Source organism: Burkholderia sp. BCC1047 (assembly GCF_902833155.1).
Taxonomy (GTDB): Bacteria; Pseudomonadota; Gammaproteobacteria; order Burkholderiales; family Burkholderiaceae; genus Burkholderia; species Burkholderia sola.
Map to the genome: position 1 here is coordinate 26,062 of NZ_CADFEH010000019.1, position 23,699 is coordinate 49,760.

Here is a 23,699-nt window from a genome sequence, read left to right on the forward strand (position 1 = left end):
CTGCATTTCCGGACCAAGCGAGGACCATCCATGACCGCCATCAAGTATGCCGTGCTGTGTCCCGATCAGATTCAGAGCCATGACCGTGGGGGTGGTGCGCGTACCACGCCGATGGTGGTGCCTTCCGTGGGCGCTACCACCTTCATCAACGGCATCACCGAGTTCGATCCCGGCACCGCGATTCCCTTCCACAGTCACAACTGCGAGGAGAGCGTTATTCTGCTCAGTGGCCACGCCTATCTCGATATAGACGGCGACGTGCATGAGCTCAAGCCCCTCGATACCACCTTTATCCCGCCCAATGTGCCGCACCGCTTCCGCAACAAGTCCAACGTCGAGCCGATGAAGATCCTCTGGATCTACGCATCGATCAACGCTACGCGCACCCTGATGGAGAGCGGAGAGACTCGCGCGGTGGCCGGCGAGCATGCGAAGTAAGCGGCGCGCACATTCACGTCACGACCACGCACAAGGAGATAGATCATGGGACTGCGTTTTCTCGAGCACCTGCTGATCCTCACCCACGACCCCGAGGCCACGCGAGACTGGTTCGTCAAGAACCTGGGTTTCCGCAACGGCAATCACCCGGAATTCGGCTTCCCGGTGTACTGGCTCTACATTGGCGACCAGGACGTCATCCACGTCGGGAAGGCACGCCACTCCGAGCATCAGGATACCTACCTGAAGACGCCGACCGATGGTGACCAAGACTTCGCAGCGGCAGGTGCAATGGGCTCGGGACGCATCGACCACATGTGTCTGAACTGCGAGGGCATCGAGGAATTCATCGAGCGCCTCACGAAAAATGGTGTCGCGTTCAGCGAACGTAAGGCGCACAACTCCAACCTCTATCAGCTCTTCATGCGCGAGCCCATCAACGGCATCAAAGTCGAGCTCAACTTCGCCTGGCATGAGGCGGCGCGGATCGGCCGAGTTCCCGCCTGGACTGATGCCGGCTCGAATGACAAAGGTGCCGCCGAGGTGATGACCAGGGAGCCTGTCGTCAACCCGTCAAGTTTCTGACGCGTGCACCGAACTCCGGCTTCCGAGTGGAATCGTCCGGACCGCCGGAGGAACAAGACGAGACACAGACGACATGACGCCTGCTTCTGTGGTGAAGCCGAGCGTGCGACCTCGACATGAATTGCCTCTTCTTCACCATCACAACCAACTTCAATAGCACCATGAAAGCCAAAGTCGTTCGCTTCCACACCCCAGGCGAGCCCAACGTCCTGCGGTTCGACGAGGTCGACCTCGCCGAACCCGATGCTGGCGAGGTCCGCATCCGTCACACCGCCATCGGTCTGAATTTCCAAGACATCTATGCCCGTTCGGGTCTGTATCCGGTGCCCGTACCTAGCGGCCTGGGCACGGAGGCCGCCGGTGTCGTCGAGGCGGTAGGCGCAGGCGTGACGGACTTCCATCCCGGTGATCGCGTCTGCTACATCAGCGGACCCGTGATGGGCGCGTATGCCACCCATCGCAACTACCCCGCCGAGCGTTTGCTGCACGCACCTGATCACATCAGCGACGAACAGCTCGCCGCGATGATGCTCAAGTCCGTGACTGTCGAATACCTGATGCGCCGTTGCTACCCGGTACAGAAGGGGCAGCACGTGCTGATGCACGCCGCCGCCGGCGGCATAGGCTTGCTCGCCGGCCAGTGGGGTCGGCACCTGGGCGCGCGTATGATCGGCGTGGTGGCCGGCCCCGAAAAGGTGGCCCTGGCTCGTGCCAATGGTTACGAGCACGTGATCGATCGCCTGACCGAGGACGTTGTCCAGCGCGTCAGGGCACTCACCCGCGACGCTGGCGTACCGGTGGTCTATGACTCGGTCGGCAAGAACAGCTTTGAGCAGTCGATCAACTGCCTTTCACCGCGTGGCTACTTCGTGTCCTTCGGCACCACCACGGGTGCCCCGCCGCCGGTGGAGGCCGCAACGCTTCAGAAGAAAGGCTCGCTGTACTTCACTCGGCCGACGTTGGTGACCTACACGGCATCTACCGCAGATCTGCGCGCCTCGGCGGCCGTGGTCTTCAACCTGTGTGCGCGGGGCGTACTCAAAGTATCGATTAACCAGCGCTACGCCCTCGCTGACGCTGCTCAGGCACACGCCGACTTGGCGGCCGGTCGCACTTCGGGCTCCAGTGTGCTTGTGCCATGAACGAACCAGGTCGAGAGAAGATCGATTCGGCGCCAGCAGCGTCGTGCCCCTCGACAGCCGCAAGTAGCCGATGACAAAATTCTAATCGGAGAGAGACGTGGAAAAAACTGAACGAGCAATCACACACCGGGCAGCTTCATCCCGGAACAGTGTCGTTCACGCACCGATTTTCGTCTTCCTGATACTGCTGCTTTCCTATCTCATCAACACGATGGATCGAAATCTATTTTCGATTCTCGCTGTTGAAATACGCACGCACCTCAATCTTTCGCTCGAAGAGATCGGGTTTGCCGCTACCGTTTTCACACTTGGCATGGGACTCGCCGGACTGCCGACCGCCTGGCTCTTCAACAAGATGCCAAGAAAATACGTGGCGATAGTCGGCCTGATAATTTTCTCGGCTGCAACTGTGCTTACCGCGCGGTCATATGGCTATGCCGATCTGCTCTTTTACAGATTCATTTCCGGCATGGGCGAGTCGATCCAGTTGATCGCCGTGCTCTCGATGGCAACGAGCTATTTTCATCGTCACACGGCGATCGCTACTGGCGCGATCAACTCCATGTTCGGGCTCGGCGCGATTATCGGCCCGAATCTCAGCGTAGTGTTGTTGAAGGGGTATGACTGGCAAGCGCCATTCGCCGTATTCGGCGCTGCAGGGTTCGTGATGGTGATCGTCTGCCTGCGTTTCGTGACACGTGAATTCAGCGAATTCAAACCAGCCTCCGTCAGGCCAGTCCCACGCCATCACAAGAAAGAAAGTCGACTAGCGTCAACCACTTCGACGACTTGGTTGCTTGCCGCTGCAACCGCTCTGGGCGGGCTCGTCATTTATGCGTATCTCGGTCTTTACCCGACGTTCCTCCGCTCGCACCTGGGTTTCAGCCCCAGGGAAGCCGCCTTTGCGGCCAGCTGCTACGGTGCGGGTGGATTCCTATCGTTGCTGTGTGGATGGCTTGGGCATCGATTCGGAAACCGCCGGATTCTGCAAATCGCATTATGCGTGATGTCGATCAGTGGCGGCCTGCTCTTTACGCCGCTCGGGCATTCCATCTATCTGCACGGATTGCTGTCATTCATATTTGGGTGCATGGCGAGCGGGGTGCTGTTCGCGAACTTCAGCTCCGCCATCATTCACTCCATCCATCCCAGAATCTCGACGTCGTTCGGTGCGTCGCTGTTCGTGTCGTCGTTTTATATTCCTGCCGCCTTCGCGGGTTACATCCTGGCCGTACTCACGCGCCATTTGGGCTGGGTAACGGGTAGTAGTGTCATGCTCATGGGCGGTTCGATCGCCGCACTCGTTTTGGTGACACTGGCGAGAAATCAGCAGTTTGGCACTGCGGAAACGACGCGACATCCGAACGCAGGCGGCGAATCGACGGCCGAGACAACTTACCTCCACTAGAGGCGTGTTTTTGCGAGCCAGCGCAGTCCCCTTTTGGGGTAGGGCAGCTTGGTGAGTGAACCGCACCGGGAATCGTGGAGGCTGGTTGGTTTAAGTTAATGCGGACACGTCAGCGGCATTTCTGAGTTGCCCGTAGTAGTTTGCCTCAGCTTCAGCAGGCGGGATATAGCCGAGCGGTTCCATCAGCCGATGATGGTTGTACCAGGCGCCCCATTCCAGCGTTGCCAGTTCGACGGATTCCCTTGTTTTCCAAGGGGCGCGCCGATGAATCAGTTCCGTCTTGTACAGGCCGTTGATCGTTTCGGCCAGCGCATTGTCGTAGCTGTCGCCCCGGCTGCCGACCGACGGCTCGATGCCGGCCTCAGCCAGCCGTTCGCTGTAGCGAATGCTGACGTATTGGGCCCCTCTATCGGAGTGGTGTATCAAAGTCCCGTCCTCGCCCGGTTGGCGGGCGTACAGTGCTTGTTCAAGTGCATCCAGAACAAAGTCCGTGGTCATCGACGAGCTGACGCGCCAGCCAACAATACGGCGGGCGAACACGTCGATCACGAATGCTACGTACAGCCAGCCTTGCCATGTCGAGACATACGTAAAATCCGACACCCAGAGCTGATTCGGTCGGTCAGCCTTGAACTGCCGGTTGACTCGGTCCAGCGGGCGCGGCGCGCTCACATCGGCAATCGTCGTGCGAACACGCTTACCGCGAACTGCGCCACGCAAGCCCTGCAGCTTCATCAACCGTCCGACCGTGCAGCGTGCAACCGCAATGCCTTCCCGGTTCATCTGCTTCCAGACCTTCGGCACGCCGTAGACCTGCATGTTGGCCTGCCAGACACGCTTGATCTCCGGTTGCAAAAGCTCATCGCGTTTCGCGCGGGCGCAACATTTCGACGGATCGCGAAGTTGTGCTGCATGGCGTCGGTAGCCCGACGGGGCAATCCGCAAGACCTTGCAGATCGGCTCGACCCCGAAGGTGTCGCGATGCTGATCAATGAAGGCCTTCAGGACTTGAAACGGCGGTCGAGCTCCGCCTGGGCGAAAAATGCGCTCGCCAGTTTGAGAATCTCGTTGGTCCGGCGCAGTTCCTTGACCTCGCGCTCCAAGGCTTTGATGCGTTCACGCTCGGCCGTACTCACGCCATCGCGCTCTCCACGGTCGACCTCGTCGCGCTTAACCCAATCCAACAGCGTCTGCGGCGTGCAGCCGATCATCGGCGCAATCGATTCGACGGCCGCCCACATCGACGGGTGCTCGCTACGCTGCTCGCGTACCAGGCGCACTGCGCGCTCTCGGACTTCCGGGGAAAACTTGCTTGGCTTCTTGTTCATGGCTCCATTCTCTCAAGAGTTGGAGCCTCCACAAAACTCGGGGCGGTTCAGCGTCAGGATTTGATGGAATCACCCCGGGGGCGCACTGTCCCATCTCTAAAAATTATGATTTCGGATCAGCAAAACCACTTTTGCAAATATACAGCACCTGCCTAGACTGAATTGATTTCAGTCGACGCTTTGAATGCGCCTGCCCTTGCAGAATCTCCGCTGGGGTAAGGAGGGTAGGCGACATTTGCTGGCTTTGACTGCGTATCGCTCGGGAGGAGAGTCGAGCGAAAGCCAAACATAGATGGAGGAGGCCGCAATGGCTACAAAGGAAACTTGGCGTGCGCGTTTGGCGCTGCTTATCGCACATGTCGCAGGAATGATCGATCTGGTGGCGTTGCCGGTGTGGATCAGCACCTTGATCACGGGATATCATTTTGATCCGCAACAGGCTGGATCTTTGGTTACTCTTTTCTTGGCAGGAACTGTCACTGCAAGTCTACTCCTTGCTCCGCGGTTTAATAAATTCAATGGCAGGATCATCACAACATTCTCACTCGCCTTGGCGGCTATAGCCTGGGCCGTGGCAACGCAACAAACCCGATTCATCCCAATGGCGCTTTGCCACGCAATAGCTGGGTTCACCGCTGGAACGGCACTGTCTTTTACACATGGCACGATCGGGCGGAGCGTGAACCCACACCGGCTATTCGCGATGGCGGGCGGGGCAATCGGCGTATTCGGCACGATATTCCTTGGGACGGTCCCGAAGCTCGTTGCTACGCAGGGCCGAGAAGTCGTGTTTTTCGCTTTCTGCGGTCTCATGATCTTGGCGAGCGCGACATCGTCCCTTGCATTTCCACGACCAACCGTCGATCGTGACTGCGTTGCGACTGTCGGAGTAAAAAAGCTCAGCCGCGCGGTTTGGGCCGGCATTTTCGGCGTCAGCCTGATGGCTGTCACCCAGTCTATGGTATTCGGATTCTTTCAAGAAATAGGTATTGGACATGGATTCTCCATAGACGCGATTGCCAGTGTGTTGATCGCTCTCGGAATCGTTAACCTGTTTCCGGGTCCTATCGCCGCCCTTCTTGAAAAGATACTGAACTCGGAGCAGGTTGTTCTTGCCGGACCGGTTGTACAGGCTATTCTCGCGCTCGTTATAACCTTGAGCTCTGCTTTCCCTCTCTATGCGATGGCAGGTCCTGTATTTGTGGCAACTATGGTTTTCACTCACACATTCGCATTCGGTCTATTGTCTCGGCTGGACCCTAGCGGGCGGGCCGTTGCCGCGACGCCGGCGATGCTCATGACAGGCGCGGCCATCGGGCCAATCCTTGGGGGAACTCTGATCCAGATATCCGGCTATACCTCGATCGGCTTGGCAGCCTGCGTCTGCGCAACACTTGCGGTTATATCTTTCTCCAAGGCACGGTTCATCCTCAATCCTGTTGTGGCCGCAGGCGAGTAATATCAGTCGTCATTGCACGTGCTGGTTAAAGCGGCCTCGCGGTCTTCCCGACGGCGGGGCCGGCTTTATTCGATGGAGATATAGCAGGCCTCCCAGTTCGCGATCAGGCAGACACTTCGTTCATCACTCGCGCGTGGGCCTCAATCCGTTCAACAAGCCACAGAATTGCAGGATCTCCTCGGCTCGAAGCGCGCCATTGGACGCATTCTTCGAAGGCCGGAAGGGCCGTGGGGATTTCGAATATTCTAAGCGGGTAACGGCTCGCATACGCATGGGCAAGCCGACGATGAAAGATCGCAACCCTTTGCGTCCCCATCAAATAATGTGGCACAAGACTCCATGCTGGAACGGTAACGTCTATCCTTCGGGGCGCAAAAGACCTTTCGAGAAATGTCGCGTCAATCGTCGGCAGGCCGGAATCACCCAGTCGTACAAGGACATGCCGCATAGCTAGAAAAGAATCAATGTCGGCAGCGTTATCTACAGCGTTGTTGTTGGCGCAGGCGATCCCGACGAAATCGTCTGAGAAGAGCGGCCTGAAAGGGTGGTTTTGGGAGAGCGCCTGCTGGGGGCCAAGCAGCAAGTCAATGCGCCCCGTCTCCAACGCGTCACCCGGGAGATCGGCATAGTGATGTAGGTCGAAAGTCATCCCCGGCGCCTCGACTGCGAGCTCACGTAAAACATTCACCAGAAAGATTGTAGCCGCATAGTCCGACACCATTACGGTGAAACTCCGCCGCGCATCCTCCGGCAAAAACCGCGCCTGTACTGCTATACGTGAATGGACGGCCGCAAGTATTTCCTTCGCCGGAACGGAAAGTGTCGCGCCTAGAGGCGTGAGCATCATCTGCTTGCCGTTTTGCGTTAGAAGATCGTCGTTAAAGTATTGCCGCAACCTGTTCAGCGCACCACTCATGCCGGGCTGACTGATATTCAACTTCTCTGCCGCCCTGGTAACGTTGCGTTCACTGAGTATTGCGTCGAGCGCGACGATCAGATTGAGATCCAAGCCATTGAAATGCATGTCATCCCCCAAAAAGCGTTGACCTTTTACGCAGTCGACCACGCCACGCCTCAAGCGCTCGCTCTATCAACTATTCGTGCTGGCTATGAAGATACATAAAAGAAATCACTTTTGCAAATGATTTGCACGCCGATACAATATCTTCAAGCGAAATTTTTGAAGTGTATCGGCTGAAATGCTTCCCGCCGGACACACGCGTTCTGGGAGGAAATATTGAGTATATCTACGACATACGACGTCGTCGCGATCGGTTCGGGACATAATGGACTCGTCGCCGCCGGCTATCTTGCCAAAGCCGGCAAGAGCGTTCTCGTCATTGAGAAGCAACCCTGGCTCGGAGGCGGTGTTGTCACGCGCGAACTGACCGCGCCAGGTTTCTGGCACGATCAGCACAGCACAGCTCACATATTTATCCAGGCCAATCCGGTCCTTGCGAAGGACGAACTTGGTTTGAAATCGCGCTACGGTCTCGAATACATTTATCCCGATCCACCGCATATTTCAGTCTTCGAGGACGGTGAGACGCTGGCGCTTTATACCGATCGGTCAAAGAACTATAAAGCGATCGAACGCTTCTCCAAAGCGGATGCAGAGTCGTTTCTGAAGCTTGCTGAATTGGGCGACCGCATCCTGCCCATGCTTCTGGCTGGACTCTACTCGCCCCCGATACCCAACGGCGCTATGAGTGCAATGCTCGACCAGAGCCGGGAGGGGCGTGAAATTCTGATGATCATGCAGAAAAGCGCCCTCGATATTATAAGAGAGTATTTCGAGAACGACTATATCCGGGTGCATTTTCTAAAGCTGGTCACAGAAAACCTGCAACTCCCTGACGAAATGGGAACTGGAATTGGTCTGTTCATGTTCATTGCCTTTCTTGAACGCTACGGAATTGGCGTAGCCAGAGGCGGCAGCGGTGCGCTGGCAGACGCGCTCGTTGCCCAAATCCGCGATCATGGCGGTACTATTCTCACGGAAACCAAGGTCGAAAAAGTCCTGGTCAAGGGGGGGCGCGCGGTTGGCGTACGGACCGTGATCGGCGAATTTTTCGCAAGAGACTGCGTGATCGGTGCACTGCACCCCCATCGTCTGCATTCGTATATCGACAATCTCGACCCGTACGTCGATAGGGCCGCGCGCAAAACCCGGCCGGCGGCATTCAGCGCATTTGTCGTTCATGGTGCGCTCAAGGAGCCCGCGAGATTCGCGGCTGGCGACCATGTGAACGGCACGATTATCACGGAGCTGCTGCCGACTAGGCTCGACCATTTGCGACGGTCCTTTGACGAGTTACGCTACGGCGTACTGCCTGAAAGGCCGCTTTTTGGGGGAAATTGCCCGTCCAATGTCGATCCGTCGAGAGCGCCTACGGGAAACGCGACGTTTTTGATGTTCTCCTATGCGCCCTATGACCTTAAGGACGGCGGCTCCGCGCGGTGGGACAGCTATAAGGAAGAATATGCCGATTGGCTTTGCGAGAAAGCTGGAGCATACATCACCAATCTCGGCAAGGATAATTTTATTGCCCGTGCGGTTTACAGTCCCCTCGATTTGGAACGCGATTCGGAAAGTTTTCAAAAGGGCGATATTCACGGTATCGCGCCTTATTCCTACCAATTCGGATCGCACCGGCCGACCCCCGACCTTGGCGGTCTAACGGTTCCCGGCATCGAACGCCTATTCCTCGTCGGTCCCTTCATGCATCCGGGGGGCGGCGTATTCGGCGCAGGCAGAGCCGCCGCGATGAGGGCTTTTGAGGCGATCGGGCTCGACTTCGACAAGGTAAGCGCGGCATGAAAATCTTCACCACAGACAAGACCGAACTCATGACGATCAGCTCGATTGAGTCAAAGGATGCCGACTTACTGATCAAAGGCAAGATATTTGGCGCGATGCCCATGTCTGCCGTCATTACGCCAGAACAGGCGAGATTAGCTTTGCGGCTCCTAACGCCGCGGTTGATCTGGTTTTTGTTGTCGCTGCCGTTCAAGCGTACCCAGGGAGAGAAGAAATGAGCCTGTCTAGAACGATGCTGTCGGTCCGCTTTCACCAGACGGGAGGGCCCGAGGTTCTGCGCGTGGAAACTCTGGCCCGTCCCGAACCACAAAAGGGCGAGGTGATTGTCCGGGTACTCGCTGCAGGTGTCAACTATGCCGATCTGGTCAGGCGGCGCGGCGACCATTATCCGGTCCCTACCCCGCTGCCCTTCAATCCAGGCTGTGAATTTGCCGGAATCATCGAAGATTGCGGCGAAGGCGTAGATAGGTCACGGATCGGGGAGTCGGTCATCGGTGCCAATATCCAAGGCGGCGCTTATGCTGATTACATCGCCGTCGAGGCCAAGACTCTCATGCCGTGGTTCGAGGGTCTTTCACTCGAACAGGCGGCAATGCTTCCCATCCAAGGCCTGACGGCATATCTGGCTCTGACAGATGCCGGCATGTTGACGAAAAACGACACAGTGTTTGTGCAGGGCGCAACGGGCGGCGTCGGCTCTTTGATCGTACGGATTGCTAAGGCACTAGGTGCCAAACGCGTCATCGCCGGCGTCGGCCATGAAAGCAAGATCCGTCTGGCTTTAGCCGCCGGCGCAGAAGCGGTGGTCGATTATTCCAAATCGGACTGGGTCGACGCCTTGCGGGCAGCCAGTGGTGGCCTTGGCGTCGATCTCGTCATGGATGCCACCTCGGGAGGCATTCTAGAAAGGGGAATCGATTGCCTTGTACCGAACGGTCGTGCCGTGGTCTACGGCCATGCCGCACCGACAGACAACCCCGTAAACGTCACCAGATTGCTGGAGGGCAATCTCCGTGTCACGGGCTTCTTTCTAGGCTACTACCATGTGAACAGACCAGACATCGTAGTTGCAGCTTTAAAAAGCTTAGAAGATCTTATCAAACGCGGCGAACTCGATCTTGTGCCGGCAAAAGTGCTGCCCTTCGCCAAAGCCGAAGAGGCCCATCGCTTGATGGAGCAACGAAACAGCGAAGGCAAGATCATTCTGGTGCCGTCGAATCGGATGGAGGACCAAAATGGCTGACGATCTCGACGGCAAGGTGGTTATAGTCACCGGCGCAACATCAGGAATCGGTTTCGCCACCGCTCTTGCGTTCGCTGAAAAGGGGGCGCGGCTTATCCTGAGCGGACGCGCGTCGGTGGACCCCATTGTCACACAATGCCGCATGCAGGGGGCGGAGGCTTTCGGTTTGTCCGGCGATCTTGCAAACGAGGAATTGAGCCGCAACCTCGTAGAGGAGGCCATGAGCCGATTTGGAACGGTGAATATTCTGATTAACAACGCTGGTTTCGGGACTTCCGGCGGCGTCGAGACTGTGGAGGAAAGTCAGTTGCGCGCGGTCTGGGACGTTAACTTCCTCGCTGCCTTTCGCATGTCGCGCCTTGTCATTCCCCTCATACGTCAGCACGGCGGCGGCGCAATTTTGTTTACAACTGCGCTTGCCGGCATGTACGGCATGGCCAACGCACTTGCCTATTCGACCAGCAAGGCTGCCGTCATCAATCTTTGCAAGGCCATGGCGATGGAGGTCAGCCGCGACGGCATCACCTGCAATTGCGTGAGCCCCGGCCCCGTCGATACGCCAATGCTGCAGGAAGCAATCGATGCCTATGGGATTTCGCGCGAAGAGTTCCGGGCGTCTTCCCCAACCGGCCGTATTGCCACGGCGCAAGATGTCGCCAATGCGTTGTTATTTCTGTCATCTGGCGCAGCCCGCTCGATCAACGGTCATGTCTTGGTTGTCGATAACGGCATGTATGCGGGCATGTTTACTCCAAGGCCTATCTGAGGCGATACGTTTAAACGCACCAAACGATAAAATTGTCAAATGGGAGTATTCAATTGAGTGAGAAAATACAGTTTAACAAAGAAATAGCCCTGGATTTTCACCGCCGCGCCTTTGTTGAAAAAGATCCGGCTTCGGCTATCAGCACACATGTCAGTTCTGTCTATACACAACACAATCCACAGGTGGCTGACGGTCCAGAAGGATTTGTCAGCTTTGTCGAGGGTTTTCATCAACACTTTCCGGATTTCAAAATCGAGATCAAACGCACAATCGCCGAAGGTGATCTCGTAGCGATACATTTTTGTGCCTATTTGGACAACGAGGACCGTGGGACTGCCGGAGTCGATATATTTCGAATTGAAAGGGGTAAGGTGGTTGAACATTGGGACATTCTTCAGCCCATTCCTGAGCAGGCCGCCAATTCAAACGGCATGTTCTAAGCGAGCTTGTCGCAGACCATTTCGTGCGTCGAAGCCCCTCAGCCATCGTCAGCCTGTCTAGACTTTGTTAACCTCTTGAAGTCCGAAGAGGTAGGCAGGATCGACAGACGACCCAGGTCCAGGCGGGTGGCAATATCCTTGTGATCGCTTGACGATGCAATCTGCAGCACCCTGCAACTCGGCGCGACCTCGAACACGCCGCGATGTCGAAGAATTGGATCATCATTTGAAGGGGTGGTCGAGTCAAGGGTCACAGTTCTACGACGTGGTCCTCCTAAATCAGCGGTGGACCGTCGAAATAGTCGCGCAGCCGACCCAACGCCTAGCTCATTGCCGATAGGCGATGAGCTAGGCGTTGGCTGAAACGGTTAACAGGGATGGGCGTGTCGAGCGCGATCATGGGTTGAAATAAAGCCTTTCCAGCGACATTGAAACTTCTTAGATATTTGGCTTGTAAGTATAAGGATTTAAAATAAGCAATTTTTGAACGCCGCGATTTCCTCTGGCTCTTTCATCAAAAGACGTTCAGCAAGCTTGCGAAGGCATTGAGCTCGTCGACACGGGAGAGAGCATGATATTCGAGTATTTTATGGCCAACTATTTCTGGTACTCCTCCGTCGACCTGTTGATCCCTTGCGATCAGACTGGCAGCGACATCCGGCCCCATTGGCCCTTCTGCCTGCATCGATTGCAGCTGTGGCTGCCATATTTTGATTCCGATTTCTTCTGGCATTTCAACAGTCCGTTCCGCTGTTACTTCGGAATTGGGGACAATATAGACAAACAGGGCAACAGATGGGAGGCGCGCGAGGCGCCCATTGGGCCGGGAAGCTTTGCAGATCGTGCCGGTCGAAATCCGGTCGAATTGGGCAGCCGGCGGACCACGGGGACGTCAAGGGCCGAAGCAGCTTCAGTCCAAGTGATAATGGCATCCGCATAATTTTGGGGGGAGCAAGAATGAATGGCTACGTAGGGAAGAGGGTTGCGATCGTTGGTGCCGGACCTGGAGGGGTTTCGGCCGCGATCGCATTTAGAAAAGCCAACTACGAGGTCCGGCTTTATGAGCAGAATCCGGAGCCCAAACCGCTAGGCGGTGCTGTGCTGCTTTCAGTGCCCGTTCTTGCGGTGCTGCGTTACTACGGCATTGACGTGGTCAATAATTTTGGCCTTAAGACGCGCGTCCAGTTCCGCAATCCCAAGGGAGAGGTCCGCGTGGACCTGCCGTTCAACAAGTCCGTCGAGAAGGCAATGGGCATCGAGGGCTGGCACTACGGCATCCTTCGGTCGTCCGCCTACGCAAAGATGGTCGATGCTCTCAACGTTCTTGATCCTGATGTCATCACGCCAGACCACAGGTTCGTCGCCTATGAGGAGCGTGGCAACGAGATCGTTGTCAAGTTCGACAACGGCAATGAGATTGCGGTCGATTTGCTGGTCGGTGCCGATGGCATCCGTTCACGGGTATCTCAGCAGGCTCTGGGCAGTCTCGACCTGTTTCATGTTGGTTTGCGAGTTTGGCTCGCTTGGTGTGAGGACATTGCCGAACTGCCTAAGGACATCGGCGCTCTGCATCACGGCCGTAACGTGCAGGCGAGCTACTTTCCCATGAAGCATGAAGGCAAGCCGGGCTTCGAATGGTGGATCGTCGAGAGGTCCTCGGAAGTTGCGGCGGCGCCGGCCGATTCGGAACGTCACATCCGTGCCCTGCTGGCACCCTTTGCCTATCCCATGAACCTCTTTGCCGACCGGACGGATTTTTCGAAGCAGATCTTCCGATGGGAGGTCTACAATCGTCCTTCGCTGATGAAATGGTCGAAAGGACGTGTCGTCTGTCTCGGTGACGCTGTACATCCCGTTTCACCCTATGCAGCCTATGGCATGGGTATGGCCATCGAAGACGGCTACTTTCTAGCCCGCGCCATTGGCACGAGCGATCTGTCGGACGGGCTCACCGTGCAGCGTTCGATCGCGACATTCGAGGCGGAGCGCGTTGCCTATTGCAACCATCAGGTTGAGTTTGCCCGCAAGCTCGGCAACATTTTCCATAAGGCACCGGCGCCACTTGCCTGGCTGCGAGACCAGGTATTCGACCGCACGGGCCTACTCCAATCCATGGTGGAGAGAGATTATCTTGCGGATGCGGAGCGGATGTCGATGTCCTTGAAGGAGTTCCATGTTTGAACAGGCCTAGTTGCTCGAAGAAGGCAGTCACCAAATCTCCCTCTGCCATGCCTACGATGTCGCGGAATGGAAGGCGTGCGGCCTTGCCATGTCACCCGCCGCGCGACGCAAGATGATCCTGACGCTGCACGAGGGCCGGCTTTTCGGCTTGCTCGATGTCTGGCAGGCGGCACGTCGATGGCCTGGAGATCGGATGCCGATCTCAATTGCGCAGGCACGCATCTCGCGTGCCGTTCGCATGGCGCGCTGTTCGATCTTGAACTCATCAGATACGGTTTGCCGCTCATCCTGACCTCCTCGGTTGCCGTAAATTATGGCTCGAAGATGTCTACGAAAGGCTGGTCGGTCCAAAGGTTGCGATCTACAACGTTTTGGTCGAGGAGGTGCTGGAGGCCTCAGGCAAAGTGGTGGACGCCGCGACGCGGCACCTCACCGACCTAGCCGAGCGATTGAGTGCCGGCCTGCAGTACACGTTGCTTCAGGCCCACGCCGATCCTCTTTGGGGCAAGTTCCTGTCCAGCTCGTTGATGCGTCCGGCCTCCGCGGCCAATGGCTTGGGTCGATTCTTTTTGCGGGATGTTTTAGACGGGCTCGCGCAACAGCGCTTCAAGGCGGAGGACCTACCCATGAGCGTCGTGGCCATTGTCGGCACGCTCAATGCCATGCTGAGGGGCGAACGAGAGGAGATGCAGATGGCGCTTGGTCACCTCGGGCAAGGCCAGATCGATGGCTCCGCTGCAGCCGAAGAAGACATGAACCTGATTCGGCGCACAACTGCGTTGATGCTGCGGATACTGGGGATCCCGGCAGAAGCGTCCGTGGCGCTGATTCATAAGCCATTGCCGCGAATCAGCGGCTTCGCACGTTTTTTGAACGAGACTCAGTAGCGGATGAAGACGCACCCACGAAAGCTGCGAGCTACTCTTGGGCGGGTGAGTGAGTTTGGCACCGATACCGAGGAGTCCCAGCATCTGCGTTAGACGCGCCCACGCGAAGGGAGAACGACGACATTTCCGCAGGCTGCCGCCTGTAGCATTGCAGCCTCCGTAAGCGCGAAATTCTCAGCACCTAGCAGGCTGTTGAAATTCGGAACGGTGTAAACGGGTGTTGCGAGCGGCGCGTTAGAGATATCGTGTTCATGGCCTTGGACAGATAAGAGCGATGCGCGGAATGGACGAGATGCAGCAACCGCTGTTCACTACGGTGAAGCTGGAAGAGTTCGTGCCGGCCGACTACCCGTTGCGGCCGCTCCGGCTGCTGGTCAATCAGGCGCTGAAGCGGCTCAACGGGCTGTTCGGCACGATCTACGCGGACAGCGGGCGCGCCTCGATTGTGGCCGAGAAGCTGTTGCGCGCGTTGCTGCTGCGGGTGCTGTACTCGGTGCGCAGCGAGCGCATGCTGATGGAGCAAATGCGCTACAACCTGCTGCTCCGCTGGTTCGTCAGCCTCGCCATCGAAGAGCCAGGCATCCGCAGGCGTCGATCGCCAAGTACGGCGAGCCGCGCCTGACACCCGTGTCCCTGCGATGATCGCGCAGGCGGCCGGCGCGTGGGCGACCGCAACGCCGGCGCCGGATCACCCGGTCGGCCGTTGGTTCCGGCCACTGGTGGCGGAGCGGCTGGCCGGCGAGGGCGTCGTAACGCTCGGTGAGCTCGTCGCGTTCTGCAATCGGACGCGGCGGCGGCTGGTTGCGGTCGGTGCCGCACATCGGTGCCGGCCAGGCGCGCGTGCTGGTCGCGCGGCGTCGCGGCCTCGCGAGATGCATCGACATCTTGCGCATGGTATCGAATGCGCTACAATTTGGTATCAATTGATACTTTTGCGGGGAGTTGCTATGTCACTCGTTACCCCTGAAGCCGTGGCTGCGGTCATGGAACTGCGGCCTGTCCCGCACACGCTCGCGGAGCTCGAGGCGCTCGTGCGTGACGGCCTGCCAAAGTCAGCGCTGCGCGCCGGCGTTGAACATGCGACGCAAGGTGCAGACGCCCGGCGCGCGCTGCTCGCCCGCATCATCCCCGAGGCAACCTACAAGCGTCGCCGCGATCGGCTGACGCAAGACGAATCGGAAAAAACCGAGCGCTTGGCCCGGATCGTGGCGACGACCACCTACGTCTGGAACGATGAAGAGGATGCACGCGAATTCCTGGCGACGCCCCACCCCGAACTGGAGGGGCGGGCCCCGCTCGATGTCGCGCTGACCGAACTCGGTGCGCGCCGGGTCGAAGAGCTGCTCTGGAAGTTGTTCTATGGGCTGCCGGCATGAAGTTGTTTCGCATCGCTGACACACGACACACGATCTGGAGCGGCACCGGTGCGATGCTGGTTGGTGGCCGCTTCAACAGTCCTGGCCGGCCCGTCATCTATGCGGCGTCGACTTTCGCAGGTGCGATGCTCGAGGTGCTCGTGCACGCGCGCATCGGCAAGGTTCCGAAGACGCACGGCTGGGTTGAGGCAACCGTTCCCGACGACGTCCTCGTCGAACGCCATTCAGCAGAGACGTTGCCGCTTGGATGGGATGCGGCCGCATTGCAGGCGGCACGGCAGTTCGGCGACGCTTGGCTGACCGAATCGCGTACAGCGCTCCTGATCGTCTCTTCCGTCGTTGTCCGCGCCGAGTTCAACGTGCTGGTGAATCCCGCGCATCCCGACGCGACGCGAATCGTCGTGACCGATCCGCAACCTGTAGTGTGGGACGAACGCCTCTTTTTGATGCCACCGGCCGGGCGATCATAGATTCACGATGGTGGTCTGCTAACCTTACCTCGACACCATTTTCCTGGAGACAGGAATGACTACGGCGTTGCTTTTGGTTTCATTCGCACGCCCACCCAGTTTCCCGCCAGAGTGGGTTCCCAAGCCGCTCGCGCTGTTCGTGGCGAACTGTGTGCCGGGATTGAATAAGCGTCAGTTGCTCGCTCGCACCGCGCGGCTCGGTTGGAAGCCGATGTGGGAGCCCGTTCCGAAGCTGAAGCGAGACGACATCGAGGCGTATGGCCTCGGGCTCACAATCGACGGGGTGGGGGTACCGCTTATTGCACGCATGCGCAGAGCTGCAAAGGACGTGTTATCGGTCAAGGTGCCAGAGCGGTAGCGTCATGGCGCCCTTCGTCCATCTTTGCGACGGCCTTTTTCAGCAGCCCGCGCAACCAAGTGAGCCCGGGGTCCGAGGTCCGATGCTTGTGCCATTGCATCGCCTGCTCCACCGTCGGGACCGGCACCGGCACCTCACGCAGCACGATCGGCAGGCTGCGCGCGGCCTCTTCGGCGAGCCGCCGGTGCATGGTGGCGATCCGGTTCGTGCCGGCCAGCAGGTGAGCCGGCGACACGAAGCTGTACGTATTCGCCTCGACGCGCCTCACGACGCCGAGCCGCTGCATGAACCAGTCTTCGAGTGTCGTCTGTGCGTCGCCGACCTGCACGACGATGTGCCCGGCCGCCATGTAGCGCTCGTTCGTCATCTCGCCCTTCGAGAGGGGGCTGTGGTTCCACACCACACAGCAGTAGGTTTCCTCGAGCAGCACCTCGGCCGGATGCTCGGTCGAGCAATACTCTTTGGGGATGATCAGTAGATCCGCTTCACCGCGCTCCAGCACGCGGTGGGGATAGGCAACCTGCGGGCGCAGCTCGAATCGGATGCCGGGTGCTTCCTTGTAAGCGAGCGTGAATAGGTGCGGCATTAGCGTCGTCATCGTGTAGTCCGAGACGAACAGGCGGAACAGGCGATTCGCTTGTGCCGGTACGAATTCGGGCTGGGCCGCTACCGTCGCGTCGACGCGCACGAGGATGTCGCGCACAGCGTCCTTGAGCGCGTCGGCGCGCGGCGTCGGCTCCATTTTGCGGCCGACCTGCACGAGCAGTTCGTCTTTGAAGTATTCGCGCAACCGTGAAAGCGCGTTACTCGTCGCCGACTGGCTCAGGTGGATCTTTTCGGCCGCACGGCTGATGTTCTGTTCGCTCAAGAGCGCGTCGAGCGCCACGAGCAAGTTGAGGTCGAGCTTGTTGAACCGCATGCGTGCTGTCTCCATTCTCCTAATCGTTGCCGCGTTACCTCGCGCGCATACGGTATCAGGGTTTAACCTGAGAGTATTGACGCCGTCGATATCGGCAATGGATCGAATCCATTTTTAGGATACGTCAGCCTATCTTAACCTAGCCACATCTCGAAGCGACGGCAGCCGACGCATCGCATTGGGAGGCCAGCGTCAGGGCATTTTCGGATCGAACGTATCGCTGTACGTCGGCCGTCTGCACCGCGCTTCCACTATTAGAAGAGATGCCAGGCGGCGCAAACGCGCCCCTAGGAGGAGACAGCATGTCCACGAAACTGATCGCAGCCGTCGTCGGTTGCGCCGTGTTGGCCACGGGTTCGATGAAAGAAGCACAGGCATTCGAAGGTGGTGTTTCACCGTATGCGGCCGGCGCGGTGGGTACGAATATCGCCAACCTGCCGCCGATCCCAGGCCTGTTTGCGCTGGAACAGTTCAACTACAGCTTTGCGAACGGCCTCTATGGCAACGACGGCAAGAAACTGCCGATTCCGTTCCATACGTCGGCGTTTTTGGAAGTCACTCGTCTGCTGGCGGCGTATCCGTTCCACCTCCTTGGCGCAAACGTCTATACGCAGCTGATCATTCCCGTTGTGTCATTGCATAGCACCGTCTTCGGGCAGTCGAGTACGCAGAACGGCCTCGCCAACATCACGCTGACGCCTGTGTTGCTGCAATGGAATCTCTTGCCGAACCTGACGATTGCGTCGGGCATCGATGTTGCATTCGAGACCGGTTCCTATAGCCCGGTCAAGTCGAGCGTCGCGCTGGGTTACACCTCGGTGCAGCCGTTGATCGCGATTCGCTATAACGTTCCCAACGGAATCGACGTCGCGCTCGCGAACCGCTTGCTGTTCAATCAGAAGAATGGCACGACGGACTACAGATCGGGCGACGGTTACGTCGCCGAGTTCAACGCCGGCTGGAACTTCGGCCCCTGGAAGCCCGGCGTGGTCGGCGCGTACCTGAACCAGTTCAGCGACGACAAGGTGGGCGGCGTGAGAGTGGGCAATTGCATGCGGACCTTAGGCATCGGGCCGTCGATCGTGTACGACGCCAGAAGCTGGAGCGTCAACCTCAATTATCAGCAAGGCATCTATGCCGCAAACACGGCCAAGAGCAGCAGTGTCTGGCTGAACATCGGCATCCCGTTGTGGGCCGGCTTCGGGCACAAGGGCTAAGCATCGTCTCGCGGGCCGGACTGTGCACGAGAAGCCGGTCATGAGCGCCGTCATCGACCAATACGCAATTTCAACCAAGGCAATCAGCATGTTCCGATACTTTCCTACCAACTACGTCTGGAATCTGTCCGTCAATCTCGCCATCGAAATGGGCGCGCGCATTGGTGAAATCGAGGACATGTGCGGGCAGCTCCAGGAAGCAGCCAGGCAGCCGGACGCTGATGGCACGCGTGCGTTTCGCGAAGCGTGGGTCGAGAAGGCTGATAGTCTTTGCGATCTCGCGCGGGAAGACGAGGCCCAGGGGCGGCTGCTGTCGGCGGGCGAGAAACTCAAGCGTGCCGCGATCTATCTGATCACGGCCGAGCGCATGCTCGCGCACGATGCCCCGGGGCGCATCGAGCTTTATCGACGCTCGCTCGATACGTTCGACAAGGGCGTCGCGCTTTCCGGCGATAACTGCGAGCGCGTCGCCATTCCGTATGGCGACAAGCATCTGTCCGGGCTCCTTGTAAAGGCGAAGAACGCCGACGCGCGCAGTCCACTGCTCGTACAGGTGAACGGGCTCGATTCGACCAAGGAAATGAAGTACTTGGTGGGCTTGCCGGCATGGCTGGCGGCGCGCGGCGTATCGTCGTTGATCGTCGACCAGCCCGGTACCGGCGAGGCGTTGCGACTGCACGGTCTGCATGCGGTATACAACGCGGAGATCTGGGCAAGCAAGATCGTCGGCTGGCTCGAAGGCCGAGACGATGTCGACCCGAAGCGGATCGGCATGGAGGGCGTGTCGCTCGGTGGCTACTACTGTCCGCGCGCGGTTGCCTTCGAGCCGCGCTTCGCCTGCGGTGTGGTGTGGGGAGCCAACCACGACTGGCGCGACGTCCAGAAAAAACGCCTGCAGCGCGAAGGCAACTTCCCGGTGCCGCACTACTGGAAGCACGTCTGCTGGGTCTGGGGCGCGAAGGATATCGACGACTTCATGCGTATCGCCGAAAACGTGCATCTCGACGGTGTGCTCGACCGCATCAAGGTGCCGTTTCTCGTCACGCATGGATCGAAGGATTCGCAGATCCCGGTCGCCTGGGCTCATCGCACTTACGAGCAACTCGTGAACAGCCCGAAGCGCGAGCTCAAGATCTTCACGGAGCGCGAAGGCGGCGTCCAGCATTCGAGCTTCGACAACTCGATCAACGCGGGGCACTTCATCGCCGACTGGATCGCCGAAGCACTGGGCGCATACCCTGCCGCGCGCTAACGCCGCACACTCTACCAAGGAAGGATCGCATGAAGTTCTCGCTCGACCGACGCCAGTTGCTGGCGTCCATGGCGCTCGATGCCACTAGCGGCACGCCCGCTCAGCCAGCCACGTCACTGGGCGCCGCGCCGCCGCACGCCGATCTGGCGCTGAAGCTGATGATCGTCGGGCGTCGCAGGTCTGGCACCACGCTGGCCGAGCACCGGCACTACATCCGCCGGGTGCACGGCGAACTGGTGATGCAGAACATTGCCGCCGATCCCGTCAATGCACCGCGGCGCTATGTTCAGAACCCGGTATTCGACGGCACGTTCCGCACCGCCGACGCGGGCGCGGCTGACCCGTTCGCGCTGAACCGCGACTTCGTCACCCAGATCTGGTTTCCGGACCCGCTGTCGATGGAGCGCGCACGTCAGTCCGCCTTCTATCTTGAGAAGGTCAAGCACGACGAGGACAACTTCGTCGATCAAGCCAGTGTCATCTTCATGCCGGTGCGCGAACGCGTGATCGGCGGGGCCGCTGCGCCAGCGAACCAGCGCGTCAAGCTGTTTGGCTTCCTGCAGCGTTCGTCCGGTGCAGCGCCCGACGACTTCCGCCGCGCCTGGGGCGCGGCGCCCTGGGCTGCGGGCGACAGCGCCGGTGTGCTGCGGTATGCGCAGAACGACACGCTGCCGACCCCGATGGGCTCGCCGTTGGTCGACGGGATCGACGAGTTCTGGTTCGACGACGAAGCCGACGCGCGCATCTTCCACTTGCGCTGGGAGGCCTGGGTGTCCGAGGAGCTCGTGCGCCCCGGGCTCGTACCCGAAGCCCGCCACTTCGTGCTGCTCGCGCACGAGGACGTGATCCACGCCGGCCCGCGCTGACTTCTTCCTTTCCTGCTGGACAGACACTCATCATGAACATCATCGGACCCGATACGCTGGTCTTCGGCGTGGACGACGTCGCCGCCTGCAGCCAATATCTGCTCGACTACGGCCTGTTGCCGGTGCGCAGCGACGACACCGGCGGTCGTTTCGAGGCGCTCGACGGAACGGGCATTGAAATCGCACGCCGCGATGATCCGGCGTTGCCGCCCGCGCTCGGCACGGCAAGCATGCTGCGCAAGACGATTTACGGCGTCGCCGATGCCGCGACGGTTGATGCCATCGCGCAGGCACTGCACCGCGACCGCGAAGTGAGCACACTCGCTGACGGATCGATCGAATCGCTCGACGACATGGGCTTCGCGATCGGCTTCCAGGTCACCACGCGCCGGTCGCTTTCCCTGTCTGCCGAGCCCGTGAATGCGCCGGGCGCACCTGCGCAGCGCGCGCCGAACGTCGTAGCTGTGAGGGACGATGCCGTGCTTACCCCACGCACGCTTTCGCACGTTGTCTACTTCGTGCCGGATATCGACAAGGCCGAAGCGTTCTATGTAGAGCGTCTCGGCTTTCGCTGTACTGATCGATTCACCGGTGTCGGGCCATTCCTGCAACCGGCCGGCACGCTCGACCATCACACGCTGTTCATGATTCAGACGCCACCGTTCATGAAGGGCTGCGAGCATTTTACGTTCCATATGGGCGGACCGACCGAGGTTCTGCAGGCGGGCACGCGTTTCGTCGCGAAGGGTTACCAGTCGTTCTGGGGTCCGGGGCGTCATCGCTTCGGCTCGAACTGGTTCTGGTATTTCAACAGCCCGCTTGGCTGTCACGTCGAGTACGACGCCGACATGGATCTGCACGACGAGGAATGGAACGCGCGCGAGGCACCGATGGGCGCCGATGCATCCCAACTGTTCCTGTTCCAGCATCGCGAGAAGTGGGTGCCGGGCGGTCCGCCCGCGGGGGCAGCCGCGGCGAAGCTGGATTGACGGAAAGGATCGTTACGCCATGCCGGGGACATATTCCGATCGCATTCGTCTCGCAAGCGTCGACGATCTGCCCGATCCCGGGGCACGTGGCTTCGATCCCGACGGGCTGGGGCACGATACGCTTTTCGTCGTGCGGTACGGCGCGCAGGTTCGTGCGTATCGCGACGCATGCCCGCACTTTTTCGGCGAAACGCAGATGGCCTGGCGCAAGAACGCCTACCTGAACGGTGACGGCACCCGCATCGTCTGCCACGCGCACGGTGCGCAGTTCGACATCGCGAGTGGCGAGTGCGTACTCGGCCCGTGCCTCGGTCAGCGCTTGACGCCCGTCGAGATCGAAGTGACGGACGACGGCGCCATTGTGCTGATCGCAACATGACACACCAACACCAACCGCAGACATAGCAAGGAGACACCCGGATGGCAGCCCCTCTTCAACACGTCCTCGTCATCGGCGGAGGTTTTTCCGGTATGGCGACGGCGATCCAGTGTGCGAAGCTTGGCCTCACGGTCGACCTCGTCGAGATCGATCATGGCTGGCGCTCGTACGGCGCCGGCATCAGCATCGGAGGGCCTACGTTGCGCGCGCTGCGCACGATCGGCGTGCTCGATGTCTTCTTCGAACGCGGCCACGGCGGCGACGGCGTGAATCTGTTTACAGCCGGTGGCCAGCCAATCGGCACGCTGCCGACTCCGCGAGTGGCCGGCGAGGACGTTCCTGGCGGCGGCGCGATCATGCGCCCTGTGCTGGCCGAAATTCTCGCCAAGGCTACACGTGCCGCAGGCGTGCGCGTGAAGCTCGGCTGTACCTTCTCGCGGATCGAGCCGCGCGGCGAACAAGTGGACGTGGCGTTCACGGACGGCACAATCGGTACCTACGACCTCGTGGTTGGAGCGGACGGCCTCTACTCGAAAGTGCGCGCCGCTGCGTTTCCCGATGCGCCGAAGCCGCGCTATACGGGCCAGGGCGTGTGGCGCGCCGTGATGCCGCGACCAGTGGAGATCGCATGCGCGACGATGTGGCTGGGGCAGAAGATCAAGGCGGGTGTCAATCCGGTCTCCCGGGACGAAATGTACGTCTTCGTCACCGAGGATAGGCCGACCAACGACCACATCGATCCCGCCGAATGGCCGCACATGCTGTCCGAGTTGCTGGCATCGTTTGACGTGCCGCTGATCAAGGCCATCCGTGCGCAGATCGGCGCCGATTCGCGCGTCAACTACCGTCCGCTGGAAAGTCTGCTGCTGCCGACGCCCTGGTTTAGCGGACGTGTGGTGCTCGTCGGTGATGCGGTGCACGCCACCACGCCGCATATGGCGGCGGGCGCGGGTATCGGCATCGAGGATGCGATCGTGCTGGCCGAAGAGCTGGGGCGCGGCACGACGGTGGAAGCCGCCTTGCAGGCATTTCAGGCACGCCGCTGGGAGCGCTGCCGCATGGTGGTGGAAAACTCGGGGCGTCTTGGCGAGATCGAGATCGTCGGCGGCGACAAAGAGGAACACCGGCGCATCATGCACGAGACGCACATGAGTCTCGCGCGGCCGATCTGACAC

25 protein-coding genes, 2 pseudogenes and 1 other annotated feature are annotated in these 23,699 nt (G+C 59.3%); of the genes and pseudogenes, 23 read left to right on the forward strand and 4 right to left on the reverse strand.

Translation table 11 applies throughout. From position 1 onward, the window contains the following. Positions 1-30 precede the first annotated feature (30 nt). From HWX55_RS19820 to HWX55_RS19835, 4 genes are all read left to right on the forward strand, one after another. On the forward strand, positions 31-438 hold the full coding sequence (locus tag HWX55_RS19820; RefSeq protein ID WP_175976981.1) for a cupin domain-containing protein: 408 nt from the start codon (positions 31-33) through the stop codon (positions 436-438). A 45-nt stretch (positions 439-483) separates the two neighbouring features. Continuing rightward, positions 484-1,023, forward strand: a complete 540-nt coding sequence (locus HWX55_RS19825) for a VOC family protein (protein ID WP_175976982.1) — start codon at positions 484-486, stop codon at positions 1,021-1,023. A gap of 161 nt (positions 1,024-1,184) precedes the next feature. After that, positions 1,185-2,165: a quinone oxidoreductase gene (locus HWX55_RS19830; protein ID WP_175976983.1), complete on the forward strand. Its 981-nt coding sequence runs from the start codon at positions 1,185-1,187 to the stop codon at positions 2,163-2,165. Positions 2,166-2,262: 97 nt separating this feature from the next. Continuing rightward, the gene (locus HWX55_RS19835; RefSeq protein WP_244140609.1) at positions 2,263-3,573 is read left to right on the forward strand and encodes an MFS transporter; all 1,311 of its coding nucleotides are present in this window, start codon (positions 2,263-2,265) and stop codon (positions 3,571-3,573) included. A gap of 90 nt (positions 3,574-3,663) precedes the next feature. Here the strand turns inward: HWX55_RS19835 and HWX55_RS19840 are convergent. Next, a protein-coding gene (locus tag HWX55_RS19840) for an IS3 family transposase (RefSeq protein WP_175976984.1) occupies positions 3,664-4,901 on the reverse strand; the annotation gives its coding sequence in 2 pieces (ribosomal slippage) (positions 3,664-4,610 and positions 4,610-4,901; 1,239 coding nt in all). Further along, positions 4,504-4,620, reverse strand: a sequence feature (AL1L pseudoknot). (Overlaps the previous gene by 117 nt.) Positions 4,902-5,208: 307 nt before the next feature. Between HWX55_RS19840 and HWX55_RS19845 the strand changes: the two genes are divergently transcribed. Beyond that, positions 5,209-6,360, forward strand: coding sequence for an MFS transporter (locus tag HWX55_RS19845; protein WP_109343225.1), 1,152 nt, complete (start codon positions 5,209-5,211; stop codon positions 6,358-6,360). Between the two features lie 103 nt (positions 6,361-6,463). On the opposite strand, the gene HWX55_RS19850 is transcribed toward HWX55_RS19845, so the two are convergent. Next, positions 6,464-7,426 (reverse strand): LysR family transcriptional regulator, encoded by a 963-nt coding sequence (locus HWX55_RS19850; RefSeq protein WP_124550189.1) that lies wholly within the window; start codon positions 7,424-7,426, stop codon positions 6,464-6,466. A 171-nt stretch (positions 7,427-7,597) separates the two neighbouring features. Between HWX55_RS19850 and HWX55_RS19855 the strand changes: the two genes are divergently transcribed. Genes HWX55_RS19855 through HWX55_RS19875 form a run of 5 tightly spaced genes read left to right on the forward strand, consistent with a single transcriptional unit; the run spans position 7,598 to position 11,630 of the window. After that, positions 7,598-9,181 carry an NAD(P)/FAD-dependent oxidoreductase gene (locus HWX55_RS19855; protein WP_204496268.1) on the forward strand — a complete coding sequence of 528 codons (1,584 nt, stop codon included), beginning with the start codon at positions 7,598-7,600 and terminating at the stop codon, positions 9,179-9,181. Beyond that, positions 9,178-9,399 carry a hypothetical protein gene (locus HWX55_RS19860; RefSeq protein WP_175976985.1) on the forward strand — a complete coding sequence of 74 codons (222 nt, stop codon included), beginning with the start codon at positions 9,178-9,180 and terminating at the stop codon, positions 9,397-9,399. The genes HWX55_RS19855 and HWX55_RS19860 overlap by 4 nt, the downstream gene beginning before the upstream one ends. Beyond that, entirely contained in the window at positions 9,396-10,424 is a 1,029-nt protein-coding gene (locus tag HWX55_RS19865) for an NADPH:quinone oxidoreductase family protein (protein ID WP_175976986.1), read from the forward strand. The genes HWX55_RS19860 and HWX55_RS19865 overlap by 4 nt, the downstream gene beginning before the upstream one ends. Next, positions 10,417-11,190: an SDR family oxidoreductase gene (locus HWX55_RS19870; RefSeq protein ID WP_175976987.1), complete on the forward strand. Its 774-nt coding sequence runs from the start codon at positions 10,417-10,419 to the stop codon at positions 11,188-11,190. The genes HWX55_RS19865 and HWX55_RS19870 overlap by 8 nt, the downstream gene beginning before the upstream one ends. A 53-nt stretch (positions 11,191-11,243) precedes the next feature. Further along, positions 11,244-11,630 carry an ester cyclase gene (locus HWX55_RS19875; protein WP_109343211.1) on the forward strand — a complete coding sequence of 129 codons (387 nt, stop codon included), beginning with the start codon at positions 11,244-11,246 and terminating at the stop codon, positions 11,628-11,630. A 514-nt stretch (positions 11,631-12,144) separates the two neighbouring features. On the opposite strand, the gene HWX55_RS19880 is transcribed toward HWX55_RS19875, so the two are convergent. Then, positions 12,145-12,363 (reverse strand): hypothetical protein, encoded by a 219-nt coding sequence (locus HWX55_RS19880; RefSeq protein WP_175976988.1) that lies wholly within the window; start codon positions 12,361-12,363, stop codon positions 12,145-12,147. A 224-nt stretch (positions 12,364-12,587) separates the two neighbouring features. Between HWX55_RS19880 and HWX55_RS19885 the strand changes: the two genes are divergently transcribed. The 7 genes and pseudogenes from HWX55_RS19885 (at position 12,588) to HWX55_RS19920 (ending at position 16,902) form a co-directional block, all read left to right on the forward strand. Then, positions 12,588-13,811, forward strand: a complete 1,224-nt coding sequence (locus HWX55_RS19885) for an NAD(P)/FAD-dependent oxidoreductase (protein ID WP_175976989.1) — start codon at positions 12,588-12,590, stop codon at positions 13,809-13,811. A 371-nt stretch (positions 13,812-14,182) separates the two neighbouring features. Beyond that, on the forward strand, positions 14,183-14,698 hold the full coding sequence (locus HWX55_RS19895; RefSeq protein ID WP_175976991.1) for a hypothetical protein: 516 nt from the start codon (positions 14,183-14,185) through the stop codon (positions 14,696-14,698). A 283-nt stretch (positions 14,699-14,981) separates the two neighbouring features. Continuing rightward, positions 14,982-15,272 (forward strand): annotated as a pseudogene (locus HWX55_RS19900) (transposase); the annotation flags it as partial. 5 nt (positions 15,273-15,277) lie between these two features. Beyond that, a pseudogene (locus HWX55_RS19905) lies at positions 15,278-15,550 on the forward strand (phage integrase family protein); the annotation flags it as partial. A gap of 95 nt (positions 15,551-15,645) precedes the next feature. Further along, positions 15,646-16,074 (forward strand): antitoxin Xre/MbcA/ParS toxin-binding domain-containing protein, encoded by a 429-nt coding sequence (locus HWX55_RS19910; protein ID WP_109343208.1) that lies wholly within the window; start codon positions 15,646-15,648, stop codon positions 16,072-16,074. Beyond that, positions 16,071-16,544, forward strand: a complete 474-nt coding sequence (locus HWX55_RS19915) for an RES domain-containing protein (protein WP_109343207.1) — start codon at positions 16,071-16,073, stop codon at positions 16,542-16,544. The genes HWX55_RS19910 and HWX55_RS19915 overlap by 4 nt, the downstream gene beginning before the upstream one ends. 55 nt (positions 16,545-16,599) lie before the next feature. After that, positions 16,600-16,902, forward strand: coding sequence for a hypothetical protein (locus HWX55_RS19920; RefSeq protein ID WP_175976992.1), 303 nt, complete (start codon positions 16,600-16,602; stop codon positions 16,900-16,902). On the opposite strand, the gene HWX55_RS19925 is transcribed toward HWX55_RS19920, so the two are convergent. Continuing rightward, positions 16,883-17,821 (reverse strand): LysR family transcriptional regulator, encoded by a 939-nt coding sequence (locus HWX55_RS19925; RefSeq protein WP_109343205.1) that lies wholly within the window; start codon positions 17,819-17,821, stop codon positions 16,883-16,885. The genes HWX55_RS19920 and HWX55_RS19925 overlap by 20 nt on opposite strands. Positions 17,822-18,123: 302 nt before the next feature. Between HWX55_RS19925 and HWX55_RS19930 the strand changes: the two genes are divergently transcribed. The 6 genes from HWX55_RS19930 to HWX55_RS19955 all read left to right on the forward strand — a co-directional run bounded on the left by HWX55_RS19930 (position 18,124) and on the right by HWX55_RS19955 (position 23,696). After that, positions 18,124-19,038 carry a transporter gene (locus tag HWX55_RS19930; protein WP_175976993.1) on the forward strand — a complete coding sequence of 305 codons (915 nt, stop codon included), beginning with the start codon at positions 18,124-18,126 and terminating at the stop codon, positions 19,036-19,038. Between the two features lie 88 nt (positions 19,039-19,126). Further along, entirely contained in the window at positions 19,127-20,290 is a 1,164-nt protein-coding gene (locus tag HWX55_RS19935) for a prolyl oligopeptidase family serine peptidase (RefSeq protein WP_175977068.1), read from the forward strand. Between the two features lie 29 nt (positions 20,291-20,319). Next, the gene (locus HWX55_RS19940; RefSeq protein WP_109343203.1) at positions 20,320-21,156 is read left to right on the forward strand and encodes an EthD domain-containing protein; all 837 of its coding nucleotides are present in this window, start codon (positions 20,320-20,322) and stop codon (positions 21,154-21,156) included. A gap of 32 nt (positions 21,157-21,188) precedes the next feature. Continuing rightward, a complete protein-coding gene (locus tag HWX55_RS19945) occupies positions 21,189-22,145 on the forward strand; it encodes a VOC family protein (protein ID WP_109343202.1) in 957 nt (318 codons plus the stop codon). A gap of 19 nt (positions 22,146-22,164) precedes the next feature. Beyond that, complete coding sequence (locus HWX55_RS19950) at positions 22,165-22,524, forward strand: Rieske 2Fe-2S domain-containing protein (RefSeq protein ID WP_109343201.1); 360 nt, start codon at positions 22,165-22,167, stop codon at positions 22,522-22,524. Between the two features lie 41 nt (positions 22,525-22,565). Next, positions 22,566-23,696, forward strand: coding sequence for an FAD-dependent oxidoreductase (locus HWX55_RS19955; protein ID WP_175976994.1), 1,131 nt, complete (start codon positions 22,566-22,568; stop codon positions 23,694-23,696). Positions 23,697-23,699 lie beyond the last annotated feature (3 nt).

Bases quoted from the DNA above. Each gene is read 5' to 3' on its own strand.
- HWX55_RS19910 (WP_109343208.1), top strand. From the start codon at position 15,646: ATGTCACTCGTTACCCCTGAAGCCGTGGCTGCGGTCATGGAACTGCGG.
- HWX55_RS19830 (WP_175976983.1), top strand. From the start codon at position 1,185: ATGAAAGCCAAAGTCGTTCGCTTCCACACCCCAGGCGAGCCCAACGTC.
- HWX55_RS19930 (WP_175976993.1), top strand. From the start codon at position 18,124: ATGTCCACGAAACTGATCGCAGCCGTCGTCGGTTGCGCCGTGTTGGCC.
- HWX55_RS19825 (WP_175976982.1), top strand. From the start codon at position 484: ATGGGACTGCGTTTTCTCGAGCACCTGCTGATCCTCACCCACGACCCC.
- HWX55_RS19885 (WP_175976989.1), top strand. From the start codon at position 12,588: ATGAATGGCTACGTAGGGAAGAGGGTTGCGATCGTTGGTGCCGGACCT.
- HWX55_RS19820 (WP_175976981.1), top strand. From the start codon at position 31: ATGACCGCCATCAAGTATGCCGTGCTGTGTCCCGATCAGATTCAGAGC.
- HWX55_RS19940 (WP_109343203.1), top strand. From the start codon at position 20,320: ATGAAGTTCTCGCTCGACCGACGCCAGTTGCTGGCGTCCATGGCGCTC.
- HWX55_RS19915 (WP_109343207.1), top strand. From the start codon at position 16,071: ATGAAGTTGTTTCGCATCGCTGACACACGACACACGATCTGGAGCGGC.
- HWX55_RS19935 (WP_175977068.1), top strand. From the start codon at position 19,127: ATGTTCCGATACTTTCCTACCAACTACGTCTGGAATCTGTCCGTCAAT.
- HWX55_RS19845 (WP_109343225.1), top strand. From the start codon at position 5,209: ATGGCTACAAAGGAAACTTGGCGTGCGCGTTTGGCGCTGCTTATCGCA.
- HWX55_RS19950 (WP_109343201.1), top strand. From the start codon at position 22,165: ATGCCGGGGACATATTCCGATCGCATTCGTCTCGCAAGCGTCGACGAT.
- HWX55_RS19925 (WP_109343205.1), bottom strand. From the start codon at position 17,821: ATGCGGTTCAACAAGCTCGACCTCAACTTGCTCGTGGCGCTCGACGCG.
- HWX55_RS19920 (WP_175976992.1), top strand. From the start codon at position 16,600: ATGACTACGGCGTTGCTTTTGGTTTCATTCGCACGCCCACCCAGTTTC.
- HWX55_RS19945 (WP_109343202.1), top strand. From the start codon at position 21,189: ATGAACATCATCGGACCCGATACGCTGGTCTTCGGCGTGGACGACGTC.
- HWX55_RS19880 (WP_175976988.1), bottom strand. From the start codon at position 12,363: ATGCCAGAAGAAATCGGAATCAAAATATGGCAGCCACAGCTGCAATCG.
- HWX55_RS19865 (WP_175976986.1), top strand. From the start codon at position 9,396: ATGAGCCTGTCTAGAACGATGCTGTCGGTCCGCTTTCACCAGACGGGA.
- HWX55_RS19955 (WP_175976994.1), top strand. From the start codon at position 22,566: ATGGCAGCCCCTCTTCAACACGTCCTCGTCATCGGCGGAGGTTTTTCC.
- HWX55_RS19860 (WP_175976985.1), top strand. From the start codon at position 9,178: ATGAAAATCTTCACCACAGACAAGACCGAACTCATGACGATCAGCTCG.
- HWX55_RS19870 (WP_175976987.1), top strand. From the start codon at position 10,417: ATGGCTGACGATCTCGACGGCAAGGTGGTTATAGTCACCGGCGCAACA.